This window comes from Nonomuraea recticatena (genome assembly GCF_039533245.1).
Taxonomy (GTDB): Bacteria; Actinomycetota; Actinomycetes; order Streptosporangiales; family Streptosporangiaceae; genus Nonomuraea; species Nonomuraea roseola.
This window is the reverse complement of record NZ_BAAATE010000044.1, coordinates 1-20,878: the sequence shown is the minus strand read 5'-3', so window position 1 is coordinate 20,878 and position 20,878 is coordinate 1. Positions and strand designations below refer to the sequence as shown.

The 20,878-nt window shown below is 74.3% G+C and carries 10 protein-coding genes; 1 reads left to right on the top strand and 9 read right to left on the bottom strand.

What is annotated here, in order from left to right; translation table 11 throughout:
• Positions 1–3: 3 nt before the first annotated feature.
• Complete coding sequence (locus ABFX50_RS44995; protein WP_346155926.1) at positions 4–1,164, top strand: acyl-CoA dehydrogenase family protein; 1,161 nt, start codon at positions 4–6, stop codon at positions 1,162–1,164.
• On the opposite strand, the gene ABFX50_RS44990 is transcribed toward ABFX50_RS44995, so the two are convergent.
• From ABFX50_RS44990 to ABFX50_RS44950, 9 genes are all read right to left on the bottom strand, one after another.
• Entirely contained in the window at positions 1,127–1,882 is a 756-nt protein-coding gene (locus tag ABFX50_RS44990; protein WP_346155925.1) for a 4'-phosphopantetheinyl transferase family protein, read from the bottom strand. The two genes, ABFX50_RS44995 and ABFX50_RS44990, sit on opposite strands and share 38 nt — an antisense overlap.
• On the bottom strand, positions 1,873–2,667 hold the full coding sequence (locus ABFX50_RS44985; RefSeq protein ID WP_346155922.1) for a thioesterase II family protein: 795 nt from the start codon (positions 2,665–2,667) through the stop codon (positions 1,873–1,875). The genes ABFX50_RS44990 and ABFX50_RS44985 overlap by 10 nt, the downstream gene beginning before the upstream one ends.
• 10 nt (positions 2,668–2,677) lie before the next feature.
• Entirely contained in the window at positions 2,678–3,751 is a 1,074-nt protein-coding gene (locus ABFX50_RS44980) for an HAD-IIIC family phosphatase (protein ID WP_346155920.1), read from the bottom strand.
• Positions 3,748–4,908 carry an acyl-CoA dehydrogenase family protein gene (locus ABFX50_RS44975; protein WP_346155914.1) on the bottom strand — a complete coding sequence of 387 codons (1,161 nt, stop codon included), beginning with the start codon at positions 4,906–4,908 and terminating at the stop codon, positions 3,748–3,750. The genes ABFX50_RS44980 and ABFX50_RS44975 overlap by 4 nt, the downstream gene beginning before the upstream one ends.
• On the bottom strand, positions 4,905–5,159 hold the full coding sequence (locus ABFX50_RS44970; protein ID WP_183644338.1) for an acyl carrier protein: 255 nt from the start codon (positions 5,157–5,159) through the stop codon (positions 4,905–4,907). The genes ABFX50_RS44975 and ABFX50_RS44970 overlap by 4 nt, the downstream gene beginning before the upstream one ends.
• 12 nt (positions 5,160–5,171) lie before the next feature.
• The gene (locus ABFX50_RS44965; protein ID WP_183644341.1) at positions 5,172–6,023 is read right to left on the bottom strand and encodes a 3-hydroxyacyl-CoA dehydrogenase family protein; all 852 of its coding nucleotides are present in this window, start codon (positions 6,021–6,023) and stop codon (positions 5,172–5,174) included.
• Between the two features lie 45 nt (positions 6,024–6,068).
• Complete coding sequence (locus tag ABFX50_RS44960; RefSeq protein WP_346155910.1) at positions 6,069–15,401, bottom strand: type I polyketide synthase; 9,333 nt, start codon at positions 15,399–15,401, stop codon at positions 6,069–6,071.
• A gap of 8 nt (positions 15,402–15,409) precedes the next feature.
• Complete coding sequence (locus tag ABFX50_RS44955) at positions 15,410–20,179, bottom strand: type I polyketide synthase (RefSeq protein ID WP_346155908.1); 4,770 nt, start codon at positions 20,177–20,179, stop codon at positions 15,410–15,412.
• Between the two features lie 4 nt (positions 20,180–20,183).
• Positions 20,184–20,878: acyl carrier protein (locus ABFX50_RS44950; RefSeq protein ID WP_346155905.1), on the bottom strand; the 695-nt coding region annotated here is incomplete at its 5' end.

Below are 20,878 nucleotides of genomic sequence, written 5' to 3'. Positions count from 1 at the left end.
CCGATGAAGCAGCCCGCGTACCTGAGGGCCGTGCAGGGGTTCGCCCGCCGCGAGCTGGCGGGCAAGGACGCCTATCTCGACTCGCTCGCCGACGCGCCGCTCCCCCTCTACGAACGCTTCGCCGCCACCGGTCTGGCCAACTGGTGGCTGCCCAAGGAGATCGGCGGGCTCGGCCTCGGGCTCGAGGAGAGCGTGCGCATCACCGCCGAGCTGGCCTACGCCGACGCCGGGGTGGCGTTCACCCTGTTCATCCCGGTGCTGACCACCAGCATGGTGGCGTGGTACGGCAGCGAGGAGCTCAAGGAGCGCCACCTGGGCGAGCTCGTGTCCGGCAACGGCTTCTGCGCCACGCTGGGCAGCGAGCACGCCGCCGGCAGCGAGCTGGCCAGGATCACGACCACCGCCCGTCATGAGGGCGACACGATCGTCCTCGACGGGCAGAAGGCCTTCTCCACGAACACCGACTTCGCCCGCTTCCTCGTGGTGGTGGCCCGCGCGCAGGACGACCCGTCCGGGTACCTGGCCGTGCTGGTGCCGCGCGACACGCCGGGCGTCACCGTGGACAAGCGGTGGGACGTCATCGGGCTGCGCTCGTCGGCGACCTACCAGGTGTCGCTGTCCGGCGTGCGCGTCCCGAAGGGCAACGTGCTGCGCGGCAACGGGCTGCGCCTGCTGGAGGTGGGGCTGAACGCCAGCCGTATCCTCATCGCCGCCACGGCGCTCGGCGTCGCCCGCCGCGTGCGCGACGTGTGCATGGAGTACGGCGCGACCAAGACGGTGAAGGGCGCCCCGCTGACCGGTAACGCGGTGTTCGCCAGCAGGCTCGGCCAGTTCGAGATGGAGATCGAGGTCATGGCCAACCAGTGCACGGCCGCGGCGCGCGCCTACGACGCGATCGCCGCCCGGCCGGACGCGGGCGAGGAGTTCCTGCGCGTCGGGACGCTGAAGCAGGCGCTGACGGCCAAGATGTTCTGCGGCCAGACGGGGTGGCGCATCGCCTCGGCTGCCTCGGAGATGTTCGGCGGGCTCGGCTACACGCACGAGTCCGTCATCGGCAAGCTGCTGCGCGACATGCGCTACGTCTCGATCGTCGAGGGCGGTGACGACGTGCTGCGCGAGCTGGTGTTCAGCCGGTACGTGGTGCCGGTGTCGAAGCGGTCGTGACTGGGGCGGTCGTGACCAGGGCGGTCGTGACCAGGGCGGCGGCGTAGCCGGGCGCGACGTCCAGCCAGCGGACCCGGCACTCGGGGAAGCGCGCGGAGCGCGACAGCACGGTGGCGTGCGTCGCGCTCCCTTCGCGTACGAGGACGTCGCTCATCCCGGCCAGGCCCACGCCTGACGCCTTGACGTAGGCCTCCTTGGCGGTCCACAGCCGGAAGAACCCCTCCGGCCCCGCGGCCCGCAGCCGGGCGACCTCCTCGGGCTGGTAGAAGCGCCGGGCCAGCGCCAGGTGGTCGAAGCCGGCGCGGACCTGCTCGACGTCCACGCCCACGCGGGCGCCCGGCGGCGCGGTCGCCACCAGGGCCCACGCACCGGAGTGCGACAGGTTGAAATCGGGCACCGGCCGCCGGCCCAGGGGCAGCAGGCACGGACGGCCTGAGCCGTCGCGGCCGAAGCCGAGCCGGTCCGCGGCCACGACGCACAGCCCGCCGAGCAGCGCCAGCAGGGCGGCGTGCGCCACCACGTAGCGGCGCCGTTCGACCGGGTCGGCGAAGGCCAGCGCCCGCTCGCGCTCGGCGCAGGACAGCAGGCGCCACCCGCGGGGGGTGCCCGCCCTGTCCAGGTCCACCCGCCACACCCGCACGCCCGCGGCGTCCGCCGGATCCGGCAGGACGCGTGAGACCCGCGACCCGAAGAGCGCCCGCCGGTGCCTCACACCCACGGGAGCAGCGCCTGGGCGAGCAGCCGCTGGGTTCGCGCCGCCTGCTCGAACACCGCGAAGTGCCCGCCGTCGAACGGGTGCAGCGCGAAGGGGCCCGTGGTCTGGTCACGCCAGCGGGCCACCTTCGCGGGCGCGACGCGCGGGTCCGAGGCGCTCGGGAGCGCGGAGATCGGCACGTCGATCGGCGGCTCCTCCCGGTAGAGGTAGGTCTCCTTGACGGTGAAGTCGGCCTGCACGGCGGGCAGGATCATCTCCAGCGCGTCGGGATCGGCCAGCAGCCACTCGGGGGTGCCGCCGAGCCGCCGCAGCAGGGCGACCACCTCCGCCCTGGTCATCCCCGACACCGGCGGTCCAGGCTCGTAGGTGACGTGCGGGGCGTCGGCTCCCGAGACGAACAGGTGCACAGGCTCGGGCCCGCCCCGCCGCCGGACCTCCCGGACCAGCTCGAAGGCCACCAGCGCGCCCAGGCTGTGCCCGTACAAGGCGTAGCGGCGGCCGGCCGCCGACAGCTCCACGTCGGCGAGCACCACGTCGGCCAGGTCCGAGGCCAGCTCGGACATGTGCAGGTAGGGCGGTTCCTTGTGCCGGCCCTCCCGGCCGGGCGGCTGCACGGGCTGGACGGCGACGCCCGGTAGCTTGCGCTGCCACATGCGGAACGCGGAGGCGGCGCCGCCGGCGTGCGGCAGGCAGTAGAGCGGCAGCGCCCCCGGCTCGGCGCCGGTCAGGGTCCTGAACGGCAGCCACCGGACGAGGACGTCGTCGTCGGTCAGGTCATGGACGGTCATGGTCGGTCCCTCATTCGGCGATGTCGAGCTTCACGTACGAGGGCGGCGGCTGGACGGCGCTCAGGTCGGCCTCCAGCACCACGTGGGCGCCGTCCCTGCTCACCTCCCTGAACCCGGCGAAGGCGTAGGTGATCTGCATCATGCGGTTGCGGCCCGTCTCCACGAAGTCGGCCCGCACGGCGACGCCCGCCTCGGCGGCCAGCCGCATGATGTGGTTGAGCAGCACCATCCCCACGCCGCGCGACATCACCCTGCACGACATCAGCATCATGCACAGCCGCCAGGCGTCCTCGCCCTTCTCCACCAGCGCCAGCCCGATCTTGCCGTAGCTGCCGAACATGTCGGTGAGGGAGGCGACGAGAAGCAGGTGGTCGGGCGACTCGCGCAGCGCGTCGAGCTCGTCGTAGGAGTAGGTGCGGCCGGTGGAGTTGAGCTGGTTGGTGCGGACCGTGAGCTCCTCGGCCCGCTGCAGGTCCTCCCTGCGGGCGGGCGCGATGGTGAAGGTCATGCCGAGGCCGGCCAGGAACTCCTCGTTGGTTCCGACGAACTCCTGCTCCAGCTCCTCCCTGGCGATCTGGCCGCGATACATGGCGCGCCGCTGCGCCGACTCGTCGGTGACGAACCTGGGCCGGAACTCGGGCCTGGTCAGCGCCTCCTCCAGCTCCAGGATGTCGACGCAGGTCACCTCCGGAGCCTGGTGGGCCACCTCGGCCCGCTCGAACTCCTGGTCGTCGACGAAGGCGAAGGCGTCCAGGCCGAGGTTGAGCGCCTTGGCGATGGTCCTGATCGAGTCGGACTTGGCGTTCCAGTTGATCTGCGGGTGCAGGAACATCTCCTCCAGCCCGAGCTCGCGCAGCTTCCCCATGGCCGCGTCGCGATCGTTCTTGCTGGCGATGGAGTGGAGCACGCCCTTGCGGTCGAGCTCGTGGATGCGCTCCACGACGTCGGGCCGCACGCTGACCTCGCCGTCCTCCAGCAGCACCCCGCTCCACAGCGTGTTGTCGAGGTCCCACACGATGCACTTGATGCGGCCGCGCGCGGGCTTGGCGGGAAGCGCGTCGGGCCGCTCGGTGGTCACGGTCATCTGGTCGTCTCCCGTTCTGCCTGGCCCGCGATGGTGATCCGCTGGACCTCGTTGCTGCCTTCGATGATCTCCATCACCTTGGCGTCGCGGTAGAAGCGCGCCACCGGGGAGCCCGGCGCGCAGCCGTTCGCGCCGTGGATCTGAACAGCCTCGGAGGCGTGCCTTGCCGCCGCCGTGGAGGCGAAGTACTTCGCCACCCAGGTCGCCATGATCGTGGCGGACTCCCCTGCGTCCTTGAGCCGGCCCGCCTGCGCGACCAGCAGCCGGGCCGCGCGCGCGTCGGTCACCATGTCGGAGAGCTTGGCCTGGATCAGCGGCAGCTGCGCCAGCGGGCGGCCGCCCACCTCCCGGCGGGCGGCGTAGCTCGCGGACGCCTCCAGGCAGGCCTGGAGGATGCCGAGGGACCCGGCCGCCACGCTGTAGCGGCCGAGGTCGAGGGTGCCGGTCAGGACCATGCCGGCGGTGAAGCCGCTCGGTCCGAGCAGCGCGTCGGGGCCGAGGGCCACGTCCGTGAAGGAGATCTCCGCCAGCATGGAGGCGCGGGTGCCGAGCATGTCGTCGATCGGCAGGACCTCCACCCCGGGGGTGTCCTTCGGCACGAGGAACGCGCCGATGCTGGTGGGGGTGCGGGCGAAGACGAGGAACACGTCGGCCCGCTGGCCGCCGGTCGTCCACTTCTTCACGCCGTTGATCACCCAGCCGGCGCCCGTCTGGGTGGCGGTGGTGGTGATGCCTGCGGCGTCGCTGCCGGCGCTGGGCTCCGACAGGCAGAACGCGCCGAGCGTGTCTCCTCGCCCGAGCGCCGCCGTCCATCGCTCGCGCTGCTCGGGGGTGCCCCAGCGCTGCACGGTCCACGAGACCATGGTGTGCACGGTGAGCAGGCTGCGCAGCGACGAGCAGCCGCGGCCCACCTCCTCGTGGATCTCGCCGAGTGTGACCATGTCCATCCCCGCGCCGCCCGAGTCAGGCGGCAGGAACGGCGCCCACAGCCCGGCCTCGGCGACCCGCCGCAGCAGTTCCTCGGGAACGCGGCCGCTCCTGTCGTAGGCGTCGGCGTACGGCACGACGTGGGTGTCGACGAAGGCGCGGGCCGAGCGCCGGTCGGTGACGGGTCCGGTGCCCGCCGCGGTGGCGGGCACCGTGCCGGTGAGGGTCACGCGACGGCCAGGTCGGGCGCGAGCCTGGACACCAGCCCGGACATGGCGTCGGCGGTGCGGAAGTTGTCGATGCGCAGCTCCTCGTTGGGGATGGTGACCTCGAACGTCTTCTCGACGAACATCACCAGCTCCATGGCGAACAGCGAGTTGACGAAGCCGAGCGCGAAGATGTCCTGCGACTCGTCGATCTCAGCCTGCGGGTACCTGCCGCGGATGAAGTCGAGGATCTGGCCCTTGGCGGTGGTGGACATGCGGTGACTCCTTCAGTTCTGCGTGTCGTAGGTGTAGAAGCCGCGCCCGGACTTGCGTCCGTGCAGCCCCGCGTCGGTCATCTGCTTCAGCAGCGGGCAGGGGCGGTACTTGCTGTCGGCGTAGTGCTCGTAGAGCACCTCGACGCTGTAGAGGATGGTGTCGACACCGATCAGGTCGGCGGTCTCCAGCGGGCCCATCGGGTGGCCGAAGCAGCTGCGGAAGACCTCGTCCACCGACTCGGCGTCGGCCACCCCCTCGTGCACGAGGTAGGCGGCCTCGTTGACGGTCAGCATCAGCACCCGGTTGGAGACGAAGCCGCACGAGTCCTTGACGTCGATGGCCTTCTTGCCCATGGCGGCCAGCAGGTCCCTGGTGCGCTGGACGGTGTCCTGTGAGGTATGGAAGCCGGGGATCAGCTCCACGGCGGGCTTGGCGGGGACGGGGTTCATGAAGTGCACGCCGATCACCTTGTCGGGCCGCCGGGTGACGGCCGCGACCTTGGTGATGGGGATGGCGGAGGTGTTGACGACGAAGACGGTGCCGGGGCCGCACTCGGCGTCGAGCGTCTCGTACACCTCCCGCTTGACGTCCCAGTTCTCCGTCACGTTCTCGATGACGAGGTCGGCCTTGGCCGCGCCGGCGGCGCCGACCGCGGTGGTGATCCTGGACAGCACCTCGTCGGGGTCCAGGGCAGGGCCGCCCATGAGGCGGCTCATCCTGGCGTTGCGGCCGATCGTGGCCAGCGCCTCCCGCAGGACACGCTCGTCCTTGTCGACCAGGACCACGTCGTGGCCGGTCTGGGCGAGGTTCTGGGCAACGCCGACGCCCATCACGCCGGCGCCGATTACGCCGATCACGGTCATGTGCGCTCCGTTCCGCTCATCGTGGTTCCTTCTGTGGATGTGGTGTCACCGGCCGCGTCTGCGGGCGGCGGAGGCTTCGAGCCCGGATCTGCGCAGCTGGGCGCGTACCTGGCTGCCGCCTGGGTCGGCGGCCGCGGGCGTCGCGCCGGAGGCGAGCGCCTCGGCGGTGCGGGCGAGCGCGGCCACGGTCGGGGCCTCGTAGAGGATGTGCGGCGGCAGCTCGTCCAGCTCGAACGCGCGGCGCACCGCGGCCACGATCGTGACGCCGAGCAGGGAGTTGCCGCCGAGTTCGAAGAAGTTGTCGAGCACGCCGACGCGCTCCAGGCGCAGCGACTCCCCCCAGATCGCGGCGATGGCCTCCTCGGTGGGGCCGGCCGGTTCCTGGTAGGGGGTGAGCAGTTCGGGGCGGGGGTGCCGCTCGCCGCCGCCTCCCAGCCCCGGCGAGGTCACCGCCTCCAGCGTGAACCGGGCGCTGCCGGCCACCAGGGTGGGGAAGTCCTGGGTGGAGACGACGACGCGCGGCTCTCCGGTCGCCAGGGCGCGCAGCAGAGAGCGCCAGCCGTCGTCGAACCCGATGCCGATGCGGGCCCGGTTGTCGCGGAAGAAGTCGCGCAGCGCCTCCTCGTACCCCTCGAGCCCGGCCACCCAGGCGTTCCAGGTCCACTCGCCCCAGCCGACGGCGACCACGCGACGGCCGGTGGCCGCGAGCCGGCAGGCGTAGGCGTCGAGGTAGGCGTTGGCGGCGCAGTAGTCGACCTGGCCTGGGCCGCCGCCGGTGGCGGAGGTGATCGAGGAGAACAGGGCGAGGAAGTCGAGCTCGATCTCGTCGGGGCGGCCGAGGCGCAGCGCCTCGGCGATCGCGAGCGTGCCGCCGACCTTGGGGGCGAGCACCTCGTCGAGCTCCTCGGCACGCTTGAACTGCATGAGCCCCATGGCGGGCACCCCGGCGGCGTGCAGGACGCCGTGCAGCGCGCCGAAGCGGTCCAGGGCCGCCTCCACGGCGCGACGCACGTCCGCGGCCCGTGCCGTGTCGCCGGTGACGATCTCGACCTCGGCGCCCAGCTCGATCAGTCCTGCGACCTGGGCCACGCGCCGCCTGGTCGTCTCCGTGGCCGCCTGCCGGCCGTCCAGGATGGCGGCCCACTCCGCGCGGGGCGGCAGGCCGTTCCTGGCCAGCAGCACGAGCCGGGCACGGCGCTCGCGCGCCAGATGCTCGGCCAGGCCGAGGGCGATGCCGCCGAGCCCGCCGGTGATCAGGTAGACGCCGCCGTCCCGCAGCGGCTCCGGGGTGGCGGGGACGGGCATCGGGTCGTAGCCGGGCAGCCAGCGCCGGCCGCGGCGCAGCGCCACCGTGCGGTCGCCGTGCGGACGGGACAGCTCGGCGGCCAGCGCGTCCAGGTCCGCGGCGGCCGGCTCGCCTGGCAGGTCGATGAGGCGGGTGGTCACACCCGGGTACTCCAGCGGGATCACCAGGCAGGGGCCGGTCAGTGTGGCGCCGGAGGGGTCGGTCACCTCCTCGCCCAGCACCTGCTGGGTGCCGGAGACGGCCACGTCGAGCGACCAGCCGCCGATGCCCGACTCTCCGGCGGCGCGAGCGAGCGCGACGAGCGTGTGCAGGCCGCGGGCGACGGTGAGGTCGTGCGGCCCGGGCTCCAGCGTCCACAGGTGGACGACCCGCTCCAGGGGGCGGCCGGCGGCGCGCAGCTCGCGCAGCAGGCCGAGCGCGTCGGCGACGCTGCCCGGCCTGATGGTGTGGCCGTGGGGGGTGACGGTGTAGGCCTCGCCCGGCCGTACCAGGGTGACGGCGGCACCGGTGGCGCTCAGCCGCCGCGCGGCCTCGTCGGCGAGGCCGTCGCGGGTGAGGACCAGCCAGGAGCCGGGCTGCCCCGCGGCGGGCGCGGGGGCCGCGGTCTGCCGCCACACGGGCAGGTAGAGCCACTCGTCCTCGGGCAGCTTGGGCAGGCCGGCGACGGCCTCGAACAGGTCCTCGGGCTCGGCGGCGGCCGGCGCGCGGCGGGCGGGCGGGTCGATCCAGTGGCGCTGTCGCTGGAAGGGGTAGGTGGGCAGCGGGATGCGGCCGGGCAGCCCGCCGGCGGCGGCGTCCGCCGCCCTGCCGTGGTAGGCGTCCCAGTCGAGGGTGACGCCGGACAGCCAGAGCCGCGCCAGGCAGCCGGCCAGCGCCTCGTCCCCGGGGGTGGCGTCGCTCGCGGCGGGCATCGTGTGCGTGATCAGCGGCCACCGCTCCGGCGGGCAGCCGGCGCCGCGCACCAGCGCGCCGAGCGACTGGCCCGGCCCGATCTCCACGACGGCCAGCTCGGGGTCGGCCAGCAGCCGGTCGGCGCCGTCGGCGAACCGCACGGTCGCGCACATGTGCCTGGCCCAGTAGCCGGGGTCGCACACCAGCTCGGCGTCCGCGACGCCGCCGGTGACGTTGGAGATGTACGGCATGGCGGGCGGGTTGAGCGTGACGTTGGCCTTGATCCACTGGGTGAGGTCGTGGGCCGCGGGCTCCAGCATGCGGGAGTGGAAGGCGTGGGTGGTCTCCAGGGGCCGGCAGGGGATCTCGGCGGCGCGCAGCTCGGCGGCCAGGGCGGCGACGGGCTCGGCGGGACCGGCGACGACGGTGATCTGGGGGCCGTTGACCGCGGCGACGTCGAGCCCGCGCTCCTCCAGCCGGAAGCGGCGGCTCAGCGCGGCGGCGGGCATCGAGACGGCGAGCATCGACCCGGCGGGCAGGCCCGCGATGAGCCGCGCCCGGTAGGCGACCAGGGCGACGGCGTCCTCGAGGGAGAGCACGCCCGCCAGGCAGGCCGCGACGTACTCGCCGAGGCTGTACCCGAGCATGATCTCCGGCCGCGCGCCCCACGCCATGAGGGTGCGCGCCAGCGCGTACTCCACGGCGAACATCGCGGGCTGCGCGACCTCGGTCCGCGCCAGCGCCGCGGCCCGCTCGTCGCGGGGGCCGTCGGGGCCCAGCAGCGCGGCCAGGCCGGGGCCTGCGGCGCGGGCTCCGGTCAGCAGGGCGGCGACGTCCTCGAGGTCCACGACCTCCTCCAGGAGGTGCAGGCATGCGTCGAGCGCCTGACGGAAGGCCGGTTCGTGCCGGTGCAGGTCGGCGGCGAGCCCGGGGTACTGCTCGCCGACCCCTGCGAGCAGGAAGGCGACCTTGCGGCCCTGGACGGTGTCCACCCTGCCGAGCAGGCCGGTGCAGACGCCCAGCGCGGCGGCCGCTGCGCCGGCGTCGGCGGCGACCAGCGCGCGCCGGTGCTCGAACGTCTTGCGCCCGGCCTGCAGGGTGTAGGCCACGTCCGCGAGCCGCGTGTCCGGCTCGGCGGCCAGGTGGCGGCCGAGCCGGCGGCACGCCTCGTCCGCGGCGGCGGCGCCGCGGGCCGAGACCGGCAGCACCTGGTAGCGGCGGACGGGAGGCGGCGCGTCGGGGCGGGCGGGCGGCTCCTCGATCACCATGTGCACGTTGGTGCCGCCCATGCCGAGCGAGTTAAGTCCCGCGATGCGCGGACGGCCGTCGCGGGTCCGCCACGGTGACAGCTCGGTGTTGACGTAGAAGGGGCCGGACTCGAAGTCGATTTCCGGGTTGGGGCTGGTGTAGTGCAGGCTGGCCGGGATCACGCCTTCGCGCAGCGCGAACGCGGTCTTGATCAGGCCGCTCGCCCCCGCCGCGCGGTCGAGGTGGCCGACGTTGGTCTTGACCGAGCCGATCGCGCAGTACCGGTTGTCGCGGGTGGGCCCGAAGGCGCGGGTGAGCGCCGCCACCTCGATCGGGTCGCCCAGCTCGGTGGCGGTGCCGTGCGCCTCGACGTAGCTGATGTCCTCGCCGGTGACGCCGGCGTCGGCCATCGCGTCGGCGATCACCCGGGACTGGCCGACGACGCTCGGCGCGGTGTAGCCGACCTTCATGGCGCCGTCGTTGTTCATGGCCGAGCCGCGGATCACCCCCCAGATGTGGTCGCCGTCGCGCAGCGCGTCGGGCAGGCGCTTGAGCAGGACGGCGGCGGCGCCGTCGCCGAACATGCTGCCCTTGGCCCGGGCGTCGAAGGTGCGCACGTGCCCGTCGGGCGACTCCTGCCCGCCCGGCCCGTACAGGTGGCCCACGCGGTCAGGCACGCGGATGGAGACGCCGCCGGCCAGGGCGAGCTCGCACTCCCCGTTGCGCAGGCTCTGCACCGCCAGGTGCGCGGCGACCAGCGAGGTGGAGCAGAACGTCTGCACCGCGACGCTGGGCCCGTGCAGGTCGAGCAGGTAGGAGACGGTGGTGGGCAGGGCGTCCTTGTCGTTGCCCATGATCACTTCGAAGTCGGTGAAGCCCTTCTGGCCGCCGCCGAGCAGGTGGTCGGTCATCCTGAGCAGGTAGGTGCTGATGTTGGCGCCGCCGAACACGCCGACCCGGCCCCGGTGCTCGGGTGCCGCGTAGCCGGCCTGCTCCAGGGCCTCCCAGCAGACCTCCAGGAAGGCCCGTTGCTGCGGGTCGGTGATCGCGGCCATGCGCGGGCTCATGCCGAAGAACGTGGCGTCGAAGCCGCCGACGTCGTCGAGCACCGGCCTGGCGGGCACGTAGGCGGGGTCGCGCACCTGCGCGGGGTCCGCCCCGGCGGCGATCAGCTCCTCCTCGGAGAAGAACGTGATCGACTCGACGCCGTCCCTGAGGTTCCGCCAGAACGCGGACACGTCGGGGGCGCCGGGAAAACGGCCGGCCATGCCGACGATCGCGATCCGCCGGTCCTCGTCGGCGCGCTCGGTGACATGGACGGGCGCCGCCCTGACGGGCTGCCGGACGGGCTGGGTGGCGCTTTCGCCGCGCCGCTCGTCGAGGACGGCGGCCAGCGTCTGCACCGTGGGCGCCTCGAACAGGGTCACGGTCGGCACCGCGATGCCGTGGCGCTTCTTCACCAGCGCCAGCATCTGCAGCGCCACCAGGGAGTTGCCGCCCAGGTCGAAGAAGTTGTCACGGGTGCCGACCGGCTCGACGCCGAGCACCTCCGACCAGAGCCCGGCGAGGTCGCGCTCGGACTGCGAGGTCGGCGCCGCGTAGGGCTGGGGCAGCTCGGGCCGCGGAAACCGGTCGGCGCCTCCGGCCGCGGACCCCGCTGCGGCCTCCCCCGGCAGCGTCGGCACCGCCCTGGGGAGGCGGTCGTCCAGGCCGCCCGCGGCCACGACGACGTGGGGGTGGCCTGCGGCCCGCAGCCGGTCGAAGGCGGCCAGCGCCTCGTCGGCGGTCATGGAGTGGGCGGCCATGGCCGCGCCGAACCCGCCCTCGATGCGGTCGAGCGTCACCGACCAGGTGTCCCAGCTCGCGGCCGTCCACGGAGCGGGGCCTTCGTGCTGGCGGTGGGCGATCGCGGTCAGCGCCGCGTTGGCGGCGGCGTAGCTGCCGAAGGTGATGCCGCCGAGCAACGCGGAGGTGGAGGAGAACAGCACGCAGAAGTCGGGCGCGTGGTCCGTCTCGGCGAGGGCCCGCTCCAGCGTCAGGGCGCCGGTGACCTTGGCGTCGAAGTGCCTGGCGACGCCGTCACCTTCGAGGTCGCGCAGCGGGCTGAAGGTGTCGGGAGTGGTCACGGCGGCGGCGTGCACGACGCCGTCCAGGCGGCTCTCCCCTGCGAGCAGCGCGCGTACGGCTGCGGCGTCCGTGACGTCCACCCTGGGGGTGCTGACCTCGACGCCCAGCTCGCGCAGCGCGTCCACGGCCACGCGGCGCGGATGCCCCTCGTCGTCGGGCACGCCGCCCCTGCTCAGCAGGATCAGGCGGCCTGCGCCCTTCCTGGCCAGGTGCCCGGCCAGCAGCAGCCCGACGTCCCCGAGCCCGCCGGTGACGAGATACGTCCCGCCAGGCCGGATCGGCGTTCCGTCTGGCCCGGACGCGGGCTCGGCGGGGGTGTAGGCGCGGATCAGGCGGGATCCTTCGCGGTAGGCGACGAAGACGTCACCGGACGGGTGGCGCACCTCTGCGGCGAGCGCGCCTGCCACCTCGGCGGCGTCCGCGCCGGGTGCCACGTCGACGGTGGCGCAGTCGAGGTTCAGGTACTCCTGGTTGGCGACCATGGGGAGCGTGGCGGCGGCGGCCTGCCCGGGATCGGGGCGCTCGCCGGCGGAGACGGCCTGGCCGGCCCGCGTGACGAGGAGGACGCGGGCGGAGTCGGCGCCCGCCTCGCCCCAGGCGGCGAGCAGCCGTGCCACGGGAGGCAGCGTGTCCCTGCCGTCACCGTCTTCCGGACGGTCGAGCAGGCGCAGGTCGACCACGGTGACGCCGGCGGAGGTGGCGAGGCGCTCTGCCAGGGCGGCGTGGTCGGCGGGTGAGGCGGGGTCGATGGTGAAGCCGCCCGGCGTCTCGGTGAAGGCGTTCCCGCCGGTGACGGTGACGACCTCGGTGCCCGCGGCGCGCAACGCCCGGGCCAGCGCCTCGCCGGCTCCCGCGTCGTCGGGCAGGATGACGCAGCGCGCGACCTGCTTTCCGGCCTCTGCGGGCGCGCCGGGTGTCCACCGGGGGGTCATCAGCGTCACGTGAGCGGCCCGCGAAGCGCCGTCTCCGGCCCCGCCCCTGGCGGACGCGCCCTCCCCCGCCCGCCCGTTCGAGGGGATGGGCTCGCCGACGGAGGGAGCGGTGTCGCGGGCGAGCGCGCCGCCGGGGAGGGCGGCTGCGCCGCCTCCTGGGGGGTTCACCCAGAAGCGCTCGCGCTGGAAGGGATACGTGGGCAGACCGACCTTGGCGACGGGGCGGTCCTGGCGGTAGCCGGTCCAGTCGATCGGGACGCCCGCCAGCCAGAGCCGCCCCGCCGCCTCGGCGAGCACGGCCTGGGCGGGGCGGGGGTCGCTCGCGCCGGGCATGGACGCCACGATGAGCGGCCAGCGCTCCGGCGGGCAGCCGGCGTGACCGCGCGCCATCGCGCCCAGCGACTGGCCGGGCCCGATCTCCAGGAGCGCGGGCTCGCCCTCCTGCCGCAGGAGGGTGCGCAGCACGTCGTGGAAGCGGACGGGCGCGCACATGTGCTCGGCCCAGTAGGCCGGGTCGGTGACCTGCTCAGCGACGGCCGGCTCGCCCGTGACGTTGGACACGTACGGCACGCGCGGCGCGTGCAGCGGCACGTTGGCGGCGATCCACGAGGTGAGCCTTTCGCGGAGCGGCTCCATCATGGCGGAGTGGAAGGCGTGCGTGGTGGCCAGCGGCCTGCACGGCACCGCCTCGGCCTCCAGGAGCGCCCTGACGGCGGCGATGCCCTGCGGCTCGCCGGACAGCACGGTGAGCTCGGGCCCGCTGATCGCGCCGACGCCGACACCGGGGATGCCGGCGCGTTCGATGCGTTCCAGCACGTCCGCGGCGGCCAGCGGCACCGCGGCCATGGCGCCGGCGGGCAGCTCGTCGATGAGGCGGGCGCGGTGGGTGACGAGGGCGAGCGCCGATTCCAGGGAGAGGACGCCGGCCAGGCAGGCGGCCACGTACTCGCCGAGGCTGTACCCGGCCAGCATCGCCGGCTGGATCCCCCACGACTGGACGAGCCTGGCGAGCGCGTACTCCACCGCGAAGAGGGCGGGCTGCAGCACGCCGGTCGGGGTCGCGGCGGCGGGCTCGGGCGCGCGGCCGAACAGCGCGCCGAGCGTGCCGTCCGCCGGGGGCGTCCTGGGGGCGAGCATCTCGGCGAGCGGGTCGGCGCCGCCCATGAGCCTGCGCAGCTGCGCGCGGCAGTCGTCGAGCACCTCGCCGAAGACCGGCTCGCTGACGTACAGCTCGGCGGCCATGCCGGGGTACTGCTCGCCGGTGCCCGCGATGAGGAAGGCGACGGGCCGGTCGGTGCGGCTCTCGGCGCGGCCGAGCACGGTCGCGCCCGCCAGCCCCACGGCGGCCTCGGCGGTGGAGGAGGCGACCAGCAGCCTGCGGTGTCCGAACTGCTGCCGTCCGGCCTGCAGCGTGTGGGCGACATCGGCCAGCCGGTGCTCGCGCCCGTCGCCCGCGAGGTGGCCGGCGAGCCGGGCGGTCATCTCGTCGGCGGCCGCGGCCGTGCGCGCCGACCAGATCAGCGGTTCCGGGCGCGGGCTCTCCTCGGTCCTGGGCACCAGCGGCGCCTCCTCCAGCACCACGTGGGCGTTGGTGCCGCCGATGCCGAACGCGCTCACCCCTGCCCTGCGGATGCGGCCGGCCTCGCGCGGCCAGCTGCGCAGCCTGGTGACCACGTCGAGCCGGGCCTCACCGGTGCCGAGCTGCGGGTTCGGCTCCGACAGGTTGAGCGTGGGCGGGATCTCGTCGTGGCGCAGGGCGAGCGCGGCCTTGATCAGGTTGGTCACGCCCGCGGCCCGGTCCAGGTGGCCGACGTTGGGTTTGACGGAGCCGATCAGCAGCGACTGGCCGCCGTAGACCTGCTGGAGCGCGGCCAGTTCGGCGGCGTCGCCGAGTGCGGTGCCTGTGCCGTGCGCCTCGATGTAGTCGATGTCGGCGGGCGAGAGGTCGGCGCTGGCCAGCGCCTCGGCCATGACGGCGGCCTGGCCCTGCACGCCGGGCGCGGTGAAGCCGACCTTGCGCCCGCCGTCGTTGTTGACCGCCCAGCCGCGGATGACCGCGTAGATCTGGTCGCCGTCGGCCAGCGCGTCCTCCAGGCGCCGCAGGGCGACGACGCCGACGCCGCTGCCGAGCGGGCTGCCGAGGCCGCGCGCGTCGAAGGCGCGGCACCTGCCGTCCGGCGGCGCGATGCCGCCCTGCTGGTACAGGTAGCCGACCCGCTGCGGCACGTTGACCGCGACGCCGCCGGCCAGGGCCAGGTCGCACTCGTAGCCTGCCAGGCTCGAGGCGCCGGCGCACACGGCGACGAGCGAGGTGGAGCAGTAGCTCTGCACGCCGTAGCTGGGGCCCGACAGGCCGATCGTGTGCGCCACCCGGGTGGTGAGCGAGTCCTTGTCGTTGGCCAGGCCGACGGCGAGGTCGCCCATGACGGCGGTGATGCCGCTGGGCAGCAGGTTGTTCTGCATGTAGGAGCTGTGGGCGCAACCGCCGAACACGCCGATGGCGCCGTCGAAGCGCTTGGGGTCGCAGCCCGCGTCCTCCAGCGCCGCCCAGCTGTGCTCCAGGAACAGCCGGTGCTGCGGGTCGAGGATCTGGGCCTCCTTTGGGCTGAAGCCGAAGAAGGCCGCGTCGAACTCCTCGACGCCGTCGATGACCGGCGCGGCCTTCACGTACGCGGGGTCGTCCACGAGCTCGGCGGGGACGCCGGCGGCCCGCAGCTCCTCGTCGGTGAAGCGGGTGATCCCTGAGGCTCCCGCGCGGATGGCCGACCAGAGCTCGGCGACGCCTGACGCCCCGGGGAAGCGGCCGGACATGCCGACGATCGCGATGTCGGTGCCAGGGCCGTCGATGTCGTCGATCACGTCTACCGTCCTCATGTCCGGCCTCATTTGCGATTGCCTGAACGGGCCCGGCGCCGCCGCTGCCCCCGTGCGGAACTGGTGGAGAGCGCCTCCTGCGCGCCGGGGTCGCCGCCGCCGTCCAGTGCGGCCGCGAAGGCGGCGACGGTGGGGTGCTCGAACAGCACCGCGGGCGCGATGGGACGGCCGAGGTCCTTCTCGATGGCGAGCACCATGGCCATGCCGGTCAGGGAGTTGCCGCCGAGGTCGAAGAACGGGTCGTGCACGCCGACCTGGTCGATGCCGAGGTAGGCGCCCCACAGGTCGGCCATCCTGGCCTCGGCCTCGGTCCTCGGTGCGGCGAAGTCGGTGCGCAGGCGGGGCCGGGGGAAGCGCTCGCCCTGCGGCGCGGCCGTGGCCGCCTGGAGGAGGCCGTCCAGGTCGAGCATGTTCGTCCAGGCGTCGAGCACCTCGCGCAGCGGCTGCCTGACGGCCATGACCGAGCCGTGGCCACCGGCGAGGATGCGGTCCAGGAGGGCGCATCCGGCGTCGTCGGCGAAGCCGTAGCGGGCGCGGTAGGCGGCGACCCTGTCGGCGAGGCCGCCGGTGGTCCCGAGCCGTTCCGACTGCCAGACGTCGTGCTGCCAGGGCCCCCAGGCGACGGAGACGACCCGGGTGGAGGGCGCGGCGCCGGCCAGGGCCTGGCCGTAGGCGTCGAGCACGGTGTTGGCGGCGCAGTAGTCGCCCTCGCCGATGCCGCCGAAGGCGGTGACGGCGGAGGAGTAGAGGACGAGCAGTTCGAGCCGCTCGTTCTCGGGGGTGTCCTGGCCGACCAGCTCGGCGAGCGGGCCCATGGCGTACACCTTGGGGGCGAGCACCTGGGCGGCCTCGGCGGGGGTGCGCCGCACCAGCAGCCCGCCGGCGGGCAGTCCTGCGGCGTGGATCACGCCGTGCAGCGCGCCGAAGTGCTCCCGCGCTCGTCTGAGGGCGGCGCGCAGCTGCTCGGGGACCCCCGCGTCGGCGGTCAGCAGCAGCACCTCGGCGCCCGCGGCCTCCAGCCGCGCGACCTCTTCGTCGCCCTCGGGCAGAGGGGTCCGGGCGAGGAGGGCGAGGCGGCGGACGCCCGCGCGGACGAGGTGCCTGGCCAGAGCCATGCCGAGGCCGCGGGTGCCTCCGGTGATGAGGTAGGTGCCGTCGGGGCGCCAGGGGGGCAGGTCCGGCTCGGCGTGGCCGGGGACGGGGGTCCAGCCGCGTACCCAGCGCCGGCCGCGCCGCCAGCCGGTGAGCGGGTCGGGCGAGTCGGGGGCGTCGCCCGCGCCGGGCTCGGTGAGCAGCTCGGTGAGGAGCTGCGGGGCGGCGTCGTCGAGCGGGGCGCCGGGGTCGAGGTCGGCGCCTGACCAGGTGAGGCCGGGGTACTCGTGCCGCGCCGCGCGGCCCAGCCCGTGGGCCAGCGCCTGGTGGGGCGCGGTGGCGTCGCCGCCGAGGATGTCCGCCGCCCCCCGTGTCACGGTGAGCAACCGGGCGGGCCGCTCCCCCAGCGCCTGCACGGCGAGCATGAGGCTGTGGAAGCCGTGCTCCACGGCGGCGCGCAGGTCGTCATCGCCGGGCGGGGCCGCTCCCTTCGCGCCGGGAACGGCCAGGCTCCACAGATGGGCCACGTGCACGGGCCCGTCGCCCAGCCCGGCGAACGCCTCGGCGTACTGCGCGGGGTCGGCGGGGTCGATGGTGAGGCGGCGTCCTTCGCGGCGCGGCCCGGTGCCGGGCACCACCTCGACGACGTGAGTGCCGGACGCGGCGGCCAGGTCGGCGAGGGCCGTCCCGGCCCCCTCGGGGTCGGCGAAGACGACGAGCGGGCCGGACAGCGGGCGGCCGGCCGGTGAGGTGGCGCGGGCGGCGGGGTCGCGCCGCCAGGTGGGGGCGAAGGTGTGATCGGCGGGTTCGGCCGTCCCTGTCCCGGCGGTCTCGGGGAGGGGCTGGGTCGGCTCGGGCCAGAAGCGGACGCGCTGGAAGGGGTAGGTGGGCAGGTCGAGGACCCGGCCGCGGCCCGGCCTGGCGAGGTCCCAGGTGACGTCCACGCCGAGTTCCCACAGCGTGGCGCAGGTGGCGACGAGGTCGCCATGGCTCTGCCTGCTCTCCGCCGCGTTCCACCGCGGGGTGAGCGTGCCGAGGACGGCGGCGGCGCCGCCGGTGCCGCCGGTCAGATTCTGGCGGACCAGCCCGCCGAGTGTCTGGCCGGGGCCGAGTTCGACGAACGCGGACACCTCCTGCTCCAGGCAGTGCCGGACGCCGTCGGCGAAGCGGACGGTGCCGACGAGCTGGTCGGCCCAGTAGGAGGTGCTGGTGGCCTGGTCGGCGGTGAGCTGCCGCCCGGTCAGGTTGGACACGATGGCGATGGCCGGAGGATGCCGGGTCACGCCCTCCAGCACGGCGGCGAGCTTCTCCCTGGCAGGCTGCAGCAGCGTGGAGTGGAAGGCGTGCGCCGAGCGCAGGGGACGGCAGGCGAGGCCGTCCGCCGCGAGCGCGGCGGTCACGGCGTCGATCTCGGCGGGCAGGCCGCTGAGCACGGTCATCGCGGGCCCGTTGCGGGCGGCGACGTCCACTTCGGCGCCGCTTCCCGCGAGGGCGGCGCGGATCCGGTCCTCGGGGGCGGCGACCGCGACCATGCGTCCCGCGGGCACGGCGCTGATCAGGTGGGCCCGCTCGACGACCACGTGCAGGGCGTCTTCGAGGGTGAACACGCCGGCCAGGCAGGCGGCGACGTACTCGCCGAGGCTGTAGCCGACGAGCAGGTCGGGCGTGACGCCCCAGTGGCCGAGGAGCCTGGCGAGCGCGTACTCGACGGTGAACAGGAAGGGATGGGCGATCGCGGCCTGGTCGAGCGGGTCGTGGGAGTCGCCGGACTCCTCGCGCGCCCGGCCGAGGAGGGCGGCCAGGTCGGCGGGGCGGCCGGCGGGGGTGGCGCCTTCGGGGAAGAACAGGGGGTGAAGGTCCACGCCTGAGCGTCGACGCACGAGCTCGACGCACCGGTCGACGGTCTCGGCGTAGACGGGTTCGGCGGCGTACAGCTCCCTGCCGAGGCCGGCGTACTGGTCGCCGACGCCGGGGAGCAGGAAGGCGATGCGGGGGCGGCGCTTGACGCGGTGACCGCCGGCGGCGGCGGAGCGCAGCTGCCGCAGGGCCTCGCCGGTGTCGGCGCAGACGAGGGCGCGACGGTGGTCCAGTTCGGCGCGGCCGGTCTGGAGCGTGTGGGCGACGTCGGCCAGGGCGGAACCCGGCCGCTCTTCGAGCCAGCCGGCCAGGCGGTCGGCCTGCTCTCGCAGCGCCGCCTCGCTGCCCGCCGACAGCGGCAGCACGTACGGCGCGGCCGGAACCTCCCCCGCAGGTCGGTCGGCGCTCGCGGGGGACGGGGGCGCCTGCAGGACGAGGTGCGCGTTGGTGCCCGACAGCCCGAAGGAGCTGACGCCGGCGAGCCTCGGGGTGTCCTGGCGGGGCAGGGGCAGCGCTCCGGTGACGGGCTGCACGGTGCCGTCGCCGGGGATGGCGGCGGCAGGGGTGCTGAGGTTGAGGCTGGGCGGGATCAGCTCGTTCTCCAGGATGAGCACCGTTTTGATCAGGCCGGCGACCCCGGCGGCGGCCTGGGTGTGGCCGATGTTGGTCTTGACGGCGCCGACCATGAGGGGGCGGCTCGCGGGGCGTCCGCCGAAGACGTCGTGCAGCGCGGACAGCTCGATGGCGTCGCCGAGGTGGGTGCCTGAGCCGTGCGCCTCGACATAGTCGATCTCGTCGGGCGTGACGTGCGCGGCGGCGAGCGCGCGGGTGATCACGTCGGCCTGGGCCCTGCGGCTGGGGGCGGTGAGCCCGTTGCTGCGGCCGTCCTGGTTGACGGCCGAGCCGCGCAGCACGGCGCGGATGCGGCGGCCGTTGGCCAGGGCCTTGGACAGCGGTTCGAGCACGACGAGGCCGCCGCCCTCGCCCATGACGTAGCCGTCGGCGTTCTCGTCGAAGGTCTTGCACCTGCCGTCGGGGCACATCATGAGCCCGGCGCACGCCTGGATGTAGAGCGTGGGGTGCAGCGACAGGGACGCCCCCGCCGCCAGCGCGAGGTCGCACTCTCCTCTGCGCAGGCTCTCGGCGGCCAGGTGGACGGCGATGAGCGAGGAGGAGCAGGCGGTGTCGACCGTGAGGGTGGGGCCGATCAGGTCGAGTTGGTAGGCGATGCGCCCGGCGGCGACGCTGGGGATGGCGCCCTGGCCGAGGTAGGGGTCGGACAGGGCGTCGCGGCCCTGCCACTCGATCTGGAGCCTGCCGTACTGGAGGGTGTCCATGAAGCCGACCATGACGCCGGTGCGGCTGCCTCTGAGCCGTGACGGTGACAGGCCGGCGTTCTCCAGGCCCTCCCATGCGAGCTCCAGGAGCATGCGCTGCTGGGGGTCCATGCGCAGGGCCTCGCGGGGTGACAGGCCGAAGAACTCGGCGTCCCAGCCGGCGATGTCGTCGAGGAAGGTGCCGTAGCGGGTGTAGATGCCGCCGGGGACCCGCGGGTCTGGGTCGTAGTACTCGTCGATGTCCCACCGGGTGGAGGGCACTTCGCGGACCGCGTGCCGGCCGTCCCTGAGCAGGTCCCAGAAGCCCTCGGCGGTGTCCGCGCCACCGGGGTAACGGCAGGCCATGCCGATGACGGCGATGGGCTCGTCGCGTCGCTCCTCCACCTCGGCGAGGAGGCGGCGGGTCTGGGCCAGTTCGACGGTCACGCGTTTGAGGTAGGCGCGGAGCTTGTCCTCGGTCCCCATCGGTGGAGCCTTTCCTGTCGCGGTCATGTCGTCACAGTTCGTTGTCGATGAGGGCGAAGATCTCCTCGTCGGAGGCGGTGTCGATCTTGTCCATCACACCGCCGGCGTCCCCTGGGGCGGCTCCGAGCTTGGTGAGCGCGCCCTGCAGGATCGGCACGAGCCGTGCGCGGACGACGTCTCCCTCCCCGTTGGCGTTGAGGAGCAGGTCGTCGATCTGCTCCAGCGCCCTGCGCAGCGTGTCCTCGGCTGAGGGCGGCGCGGGGGCGAGGACTTCGGCCAGGTAGGCGGCCAGCGCGTTGACGGTGGGGTGGTCGAAGACGAGCGTGGGCGGCAGGCGCAGGCCGGTGTCGGCGTTGAGCCGGTTGCGCAGCTCGACGGCGGTGAGGGAGTCGAAGCCGAGCTGGTTGAAGGGGCGGTCGAGTTGGACGCTGTCGGGGCTGCCGTGCGCGAGGACGGCGGCGACCTGGGCGCGGACGGTGTCGACGAGGAGGCGGAGCGCGTCCTGGCGGGGCAGCGTGGCCAGGCGTCCTGCGAGCGCGCCAGGTCCGGCTCCGGCGCCGGTTCCGGCGGTGCGTCGGGGTGCGCGGACGAGCCCGCGGAGCATGACAGGCAGCTCGCCCGCCTCTGCTCTGGCGCGCAGCCCCGCCATGTCCCACCGCGCGGCCACCACCAACGGATCAGGACTCGACACAGCCGCGTCGAACAGCTCCAACCCCTGCTCCACAC